This is a genomic window from Thiococcus pfennigii (genome assembly GCF_016583835.1).
In the GTDB taxonomy this organism is placed as follows: domain Bacteria; phylum Pseudomonadota; class Gammaproteobacteria; order Chromatiales; family Chromatiaceae; genus Thiococcus; species Thiococcus pfennigii.
Genome location: NZ_NRRW01000106.1, coordinates 1 through 5,282, shown reverse-complemented (window position 1 = coordinate 5,282; position 5,282 = coordinate 1). Strand labels below are relative to the sequence as shown.

Sequence of the window (5,282 nt, the reverse complement as noted above, 5' to 3'; positions counted from 1 at the left end):
ATGCGCGCGCGCTCGACTTCGCGCACCGCAGCGGTGCGCGAGCGCGCCAGCTCCGTCAACGAGCGGCGCTGCTCATCGGACAAGTTCAGCGCCGCACGAGCCGTTTTCCTCGCCATGGTTGCCTCCCAAGTAGTGGACTGCGCAAACATGGTGAGTATCGCTCTAATTGTAAATTCTTTGCTAGGACGTACTACTAGGGCGGTCGGGAGCACCCCAGTATCGAGGTGCAGGACGGCCTGCTGATTGCGTGTCGCAGCGGGGATTGTCACCCACGCCGGCCGGATATCACTAGAGGAGATCTCAGCAGGAGCGGCCAGCTTCCAGCCTCTGGCCATCAGCCTATCGCATTCTGGCGGCTGGCGATCGGGCACGGATGGTTGGAGCGCGTCGGTCGGGTGAAGGCGTCGAGGATATAAAACGCTCATTTAAACAGAGGCTTGCCGGTTCTCGCTGGCTGGTCTTTCCAGGCAATAGTCATTCGTTGACCCCCCTTGCGACCACCAGAACACCATGACCGCGGTGAGCACAGCCAGGGCGAGCGACAGGCAAAGGTCCTCGCGGCACCAGCCTCGGGGTTTCCTCTCGTTGACCGGTCGCGCGCCCGGCGCTCGCCGCCGAGGTGTAGCGCCGGACCTTCCTGGCCCCTGGCGGTACCGTGGCCAGGCTGACGGCAGCCAATAGCAGCACGCTGGCTGCGAACAGCACCGCGCCCGCGTGGAGATAGTTGGATCGCGAGGCAACCGCGGATCTCGGTCGCGATCCAGGCGAGCACGCCGGTGGGGCTACCGAGGGCGAGCGTTGCCAACGCCCCCGCGAGATTACCCCGTTGCCAGAAGAGACCAAGCAGGAAGACCGTCACCATCGGCGGCGTCATGTAGGCCAGAATCGATTGCAGGTGTCGCCAGAGGGCCGGAAAGCTCGCGCTCCGGGGCGCCCAGACGGCCGGGCAGCGCGATGAAGCCGAGCCTGGCCAGGCGCACCGTCCAGACCAGCGCGTGGTCGTCCATCCCGGGCTTGGCGGCGTTCGCCAGATCCATCGTGAAGAGGGTGGCGGCCGAGTTTGGGATGGCCGCGAGGCTCGAAAAGATAGCCGCGGCCAGGGCCGCCAGCATCAGGCCCCGCAGCCCGACCGGGAGCAGGTCTAAGACCAGCTTAGGAATGACCGTGTCGGGATTTTCGAGGTCCGGAAGGAGGGCCGTCGCCATCACCCTGGGGACAATCAGCGAGAGCAGATTCGGCAGCTTCAACAGCGCGGCGAGGGGCGCCCTACGGCGCCCGTCGGCCAGCGAGCGCACCCCCAGGCGCGCTGGATGACGAACTGATTCGTGCACCAGAAATAATAGAAGCTGACGATCAGAACGCCGGTCAGGAGGCCCGGCTAGGGCATCACCGGGTCGTCAGCCATGCGGATCCGGTGCAGGACCTCGTCGCACGCACCGCCTCCCAAGGGCCAGCTTCCTCGAAGGTGAGCCGGGCGAGCAGTCCGCCGCCGAGGATGATCAACGTTGCTTGGATCGCATCGTTGAGCGCCATGGCACCCAGCCCGTTGGAGCAGATGGAGGCGTCGGCGACCAATGCGGCCACGGCGATGGTCAGCCACGGCGGGACGCCCGGAGACAGCGCCTGCATGACCAGTCCGGCGGCCACTCGTAGTTATGGACCGCGATGCCCTCGTGGCATCTGCTGCCGTGCAAGCCGATGAGGGTCCTGCCACTCATGTTGGCGACATTAGGAGGATAGCCCAATGGATGGGCCAGGCCATGCGCCGCCCAGCCAAGGAGTCGTCTTCGGCGCCGCCTTCGCGGGTCCGGGCGGCGAACCAACTGCCCAGGACGATCCGGGTGCCAAGCACGTAGGTCCCCAAGATGGCGATGTCGATCGCGGCGATCTCGGATTCGGATGTTGACCATGGACCAAAATGATTACGGCGCGCGCCGTACACGCTGTCCCTGGCGCATGGCGGGCCAGCGCTTGGGTATGCCGAAGCGGGTCAAGATTCGTATCGCCGGTGCGGTGGCACTCCACTTGCCTTAGCTCTGATGGACACTCACGACACAGAAAGCCGGCGCGGGTCGCGCCAGTACGAGGATCCCATGACGCTAGTACAAGCTATGCGCGCCGATGTGCCCAAGCTTCAGCCAGATGTTTCGCTGCGCGAGGCAGCGGCTCAAATGCACCAGGCGAAGTGTTTGGTCGCGCCGGTTCTCGATGAACGGGGTCGCTTGACCGGGTCGCTCTCGGTTCATGACCTAGTCTATCGCCTGGCCAATTCGCCGCAGCCCTCGCTACGGACGATCCGACCCGCGGTCCGCTCTGACCCGGTCTGTTGCGCCAGCGCGGCGAGCCTGGAGGAGGTGCAGGCCCTGATGTGTGCACACCGGCAGCCGGCCATCTTGGTCATCGACCCTAGCGGCCAAGTCCTCGGCGTGATCGACGTCTTTCAACTGATGGACGCGCTTTGCAGCCCTCAGGGCGCTGCCGGCCCCGAGCCGGAATACAGCCGCCGCGTGCGCGGCGAGCCCTAAGGTGAGTCCCAACTCGAGGCCGTCTTTGGTGCTTCGTACCGCGTTTGGCCGATGCGGCTCCACGTGTCCAATCAGAGGACTGAGAACTGGGATCGCCACGTGCTGTGGTAGGCCTCGCGGGGCCTAGTAGTTCCGGATTGGGTGGCAAAGAGCTACAAGGGGTTGAACCAAAGACGGCCGTTGTCCGCTTCATCATGGATCCAAATCGTTGAAATCGCGAAGAGGCTTTGCGTGGGCCCTGCTCGCCCGCTCGGTGAAGGCCGCTACGATACCTGATGCCCGTCGCGTGCGGCGCACCTCGGGCACCGTCCAACTGCCGCCTTTGGGTTGAAATGCACCACAGCTGCGGTGGCGGTCGGCGTGCAGTCGGTCGACCTCCGCGTTGCGAAGTCGATGCGTGAGAGGGCGGCGCCGCCGTTCGGCTTCCGCGATCGCTTCCCGAGGTCGTAGGGCCGAAGACTAGATGCGCACGTCGGCCGCGGGCGGGCCCCTGCCAACTTGGCCCTTGCAGAACATGGAATGGGGATTGCGGCGGAAGGGGTCTTCGAAACGAGTGTGCATCCCCACCTCGATCGCCCGAGACCGGGTGATCCTTCAGGAGACCTCTATGCTGCACCCAGTGCTCCAACCCTTAGTGGCCCTGATCGCCGGGATCCTGATCTTAGTGCGTCCTTCGTTGTTGAACTACGTCGTCGCGATCTACCTGATCGTCGTCGGCGTCCTTGGTCTGCTCGGCGCGTATGGCGTTTAGTTGCAAGCTCCATTAGCCCAACTCGAGTTATCAGGAGACCGCTGCCATGCAAGCAAGGCAACAGATCCCTCTCATCTTCCTATTCCTGCTGTCGATGACCCTTGTCGCGGGCCTTGCCGCCTGCAACACCATCTCCGGCGTGGGCAAAGACCTCGAGGCGGCCGGGTCTGGCATCGAGGAAGCGGCCGAGGAGGAGAAGCGCTATTGAAGGCATGCTTCCTGCACGCCGTGTTGGTGAGCCTGTACGGGGGCGAAGCGACTTCCGCCAACAGTGCTCGATTCGCACACGTAATTCAATGGAGGTAAGACGAGATGACGAATAAAGAAGCATATCAGCAGCAGCTTCAAGCCAAGCTCGAAGAGTGGCAGGCCGAGATCGATAAGCTGCGGGCCAAGGCCAAGGGTGCGGCAGCCGATTCCCAGATCGAGTACAACCAGCAGATCGATGCGCTGCAAAGCAAGCAGGACGAAGCCAAACAAAAACTCGCCGAGCTGCAGGAAGCGGGCGAGGGGGCGTGGGAGCAATTGAAGACTGGGGCCGAGAAGGCCTGGAACGATTTGGGTGAGGCGGTGAACGCCGCCAAGTCGAAGTTCCGATAACCCTAGGCCGTCAGCACCCGGCGATGCGCGTACCGGCCAGCGCTGGAAGTTGCTGGCTGGTTGGCGGCAGAGCGGTGCGACACGCTCGATGCGGATTGACCCTGACCCCGAGAGCGGCACTGTGCAGGTCGAGGGTGTCGAGGGTGTCGAGGGTGTCGAGGGTGTGGAGGGTGTGGAGGGTGTGGAGGGTGAGGTGCCGCGCGGGCGCACCGGCGGGGTGACGATCCGCCTCGACGCCGAGTAGCGGCAAGGCCTTGGTGCGGATCAGCCGCGGCGCGTTTGCGATCGCCGTCGCCGGGAAAGAGCGCCCGAGGCTGAGCTGAGCGACACGGACAAGGTGTTCCCCGTCGCACAGTGCAATGGCCGCTCGCCACGCGTGTAACCTCATCGATACCCTCGCCTCCGCGCAAGACGCTTGTCACGTGGGCGCACGATCCGCTCTACCCGCGGGGTCATGCCGGCCTGCCATGGCGGCTTAGCGGCGATCTGGCGGGCCGGCCTTCGAGAGGGCCATTCGCACCGCCATCGGGGAAAATCCCCTCGACGCCGACTAATCGGGCGCAGCGTCTCTCGGAGGCTCGCAAGATTCGCCGCTGCCAGCGGAGGCGCGCAATTGGCAGAGTCGATTCGTCGCCTGCAGCCACTAATCAGCTTCCCAAGGCCTATCGACGATGCGGAACCGGCTGCGTCTGTCATGGCCTTCGTGGCTTCTTTGGGAGCTGCCGACTTCGGCTGCCGACCTAAAGGCCGGTAATCTCCGGGAGTCCGCGAGGACTGCAAGAAGCTTCACCGTGGCTTGTTGGGGCTCATGCGTCACTGCACCCTTTTGCAGCGTTACTGCCGGCGCATTACCCGCGTGCGCTGGCCATTTCTTGGGCATTCGTCGGGATGCCTCTCTATGCCACGCCGCTTGTTCGCGCCGGCAGCCCTCAAAGGGTACAGGTCCTGCTTGGTCTCGTACCTAAACAGGTCCTGCTTGGTCTCGTACCTAACCGGAGCCGTCTCGCGGATCAAGCGATCGAGGCGTCGCTCCAGCTGGTTTCGGCAACGTTCACCGCCCGCCAATCACAGTCGGAGAGAAAAGTTGATGCGGAAGAGAAGCTTAGCCTGGGGCCTCATGCTGACGTGCTCACCGCGATCGCAATTGCGCAGGAGTCGACGCCTTCGTTGACCGAAACGCGCGCTCTGGAGAATGTCACCCTGGGGACCTATGACGGCGTGCGTTGGCTCAGCGGCGGTGTCGGTGAGTTCGAGCGTCAGGCCATCATGGAGACCGTCGCGGTAACCGTTTAGCCCCCCACCCCGGATGGACCGGAAACTTGCCGCTCGGGAAGGATCAGCAGTTTGCAGGACAAATCTGATTGGGTGTGCGAGGATAGCGCGCAAGGTTGGATTTGCGCCTCTGC

Annotated in this window: 9 protein-coding genes; 6 read left to right on the top strand and 3 right to left on the bottom strand. The window is 64.0% G+C overall.

Annotation, left to right across the window (positions count from 1 at the left end; all coding sequences use genetic code 11):
* Positions 1–421: 421 nt before the first annotated feature.
* The 3 genes from CKO41_RS19220 to CKO41_RS17835 form a co-directional block, all read right to left on the bottom strand.
* Positions 422–862, bottom strand: a complete 441-nt coding sequence (locus CKO41_RS19220; protein WP_420826494.1) for a hypothetical protein — start codon at positions 860–862, stop codon at positions 422–424.
* Positions 819–1,247, bottom strand: a complete 429-nt coding sequence (locus CKO41_RS17840) for a sodium:solute symporter family transporter (protein ID WP_200383242.1) — start codon at positions 1,245–1,247, stop codon at positions 819–821. Before CKO41_RS17840 ends, CKO41_RS19220 begins: the two co-directional genes overlap by 44 nt.
* Before the next feature lie 139 nt (positions 1,248–1,386).
* Entirely contained in the window at positions 1,387–1,629 is a 243-nt protein-coding gene (locus tag CKO41_RS17835) for a hypothetical protein (protein ID WP_200383241.1), read from the bottom strand.
* 464 nt (positions 1,630–2,093) lie between these two features.
* Here CKO41_RS17835 and CKO41_RS17830 point away from each other — a divergent pair, with 464 nt between their 5' ends.
* The 6 genes from CKO41_RS17830 to CKO41_RS17805 all read left to right on the top strand — a co-directional run bounded on the left by CKO41_RS17830 (position 2,094) and on the right by CKO41_RS17805 (position 5,169).
* On the top strand, positions 2,094–2,525 hold the full coding sequence (locus CKO41_RS17830) for a CBS domain-containing protein (RefSeq protein WP_200383240.1): 432 nt from the start codon (positions 2,094–2,096) through the stop codon (positions 2,523–2,525).
* A gap of 607 nt (positions 2,526–3,132) precedes the next feature.
* The gene (locus CKO41_RS17825) at positions 3,133–3,276 is read left to right on the top strand and encodes a DUF3096 domain-containing protein (protein WP_200383239.1); all 144 of its coding nucleotides are present in this window, start codon (positions 3,133–3,135) and stop codon (positions 3,274–3,276) included.
* 46 nt (positions 3,277–3,322) lie between these two features.
* Positions 3,323–3,484: an entericidin A/B family lipoprotein gene (locus CKO41_RS17820; RefSeq protein ID WP_200383238.1), complete on the top strand. Its 162-nt coding sequence runs from the start codon at positions 3,323–3,325 to the stop codon at positions 3,482–3,484.
* A gap of 104 nt (positions 3,485–3,588) precedes the next feature.
* On the top strand, positions 3,589–3,876 hold the full coding sequence (locus CKO41_RS17815; RefSeq protein WP_200383237.1) for a sll1863 family stress response protein: 288 nt from the start codon (positions 3,589–3,591) through the stop codon (positions 3,874–3,876).
* Between the two features lie 88 nt (positions 3,877–3,964).
* Positions 3,965–4,120 (top strand): hypothetical protein, encoded by a 156-nt coding sequence (locus tag CKO41_RS17810; RefSeq protein WP_200383236.1) that lies wholly within the window; start codon positions 3,965–3,967, stop codon positions 4,118–4,120.
* A 644-nt stretch (positions 4,121–4,764) separates the two neighbouring features.
* Positions 4,765–5,169: a hypothetical protein gene (locus CKO41_RS17805; protein WP_200383235.1), complete on the top strand. Its 405-nt coding sequence runs from the start codon at positions 4,765–4,767 to the stop codon at positions 5,167–5,169.
* Positions 5,170–5,282 lie beyond the last annotated feature (113 nt).

Excerpts from the sequence above, each read along its gene's own strand:
- CKO41_RS17820 (WP_200383238.1), top strand. The coding sequence starts at position 3,323 with ATGCAAGCAAGGCAACAGATCCCTCTCATCTTCCTATTCCTGCTGTCG.
- CKO41_RS17835 (WP_200383241.1), bottom strand. The coding sequence starts at position 1,629 with ATGCAGGCGCTGTCTCCGGGCGTCCCGCCGTGGCTGACCATCGCCGTG.
- CKO41_RS17815 (WP_200383237.1), top strand. The coding sequence starts at position 3,589 with ATGACGAATAAAGAAGCATATCAGCAGCAGCTTCAAGCCAAGCTCGAA.
- CKO41_RS17805 (WP_200383235.1), top strand. The coding sequence starts at position 4,765 with ATGCCTCTCTATGCCACGCCGCTTGTTCGCGCCGGCAGCCCTCAAAGG.
- CKO41_RS19220 (WP_420826494.1), bottom strand. The coding sequence starts at position 862 with ATGGTGACGGTCTTCCTGCTTGGTCTCTTCTGGCAACGGGGTAATCTC.
- CKO41_RS17810 (WP_200383236.1), top strand. The coding sequence starts at position 3,965 with ATGCGGATTGACCCTGACCCCGAGAGCGGCACTGTGCAGGTCGAGGGT.
- CKO41_RS17830 (WP_200383240.1), top strand. The coding sequence starts at position 2,094 with ATGACGCTAGTACAAGCTATGCGCGCCGATGTGCCCAAGCTTCAGCCA.
- CKO41_RS17825 (WP_200383239.1), top strand. The coding sequence starts at position 3,133 with ATGCTGCACCCAGTGCTCCAACCCTTAGTGGCCCTGATCGCCGGGATC.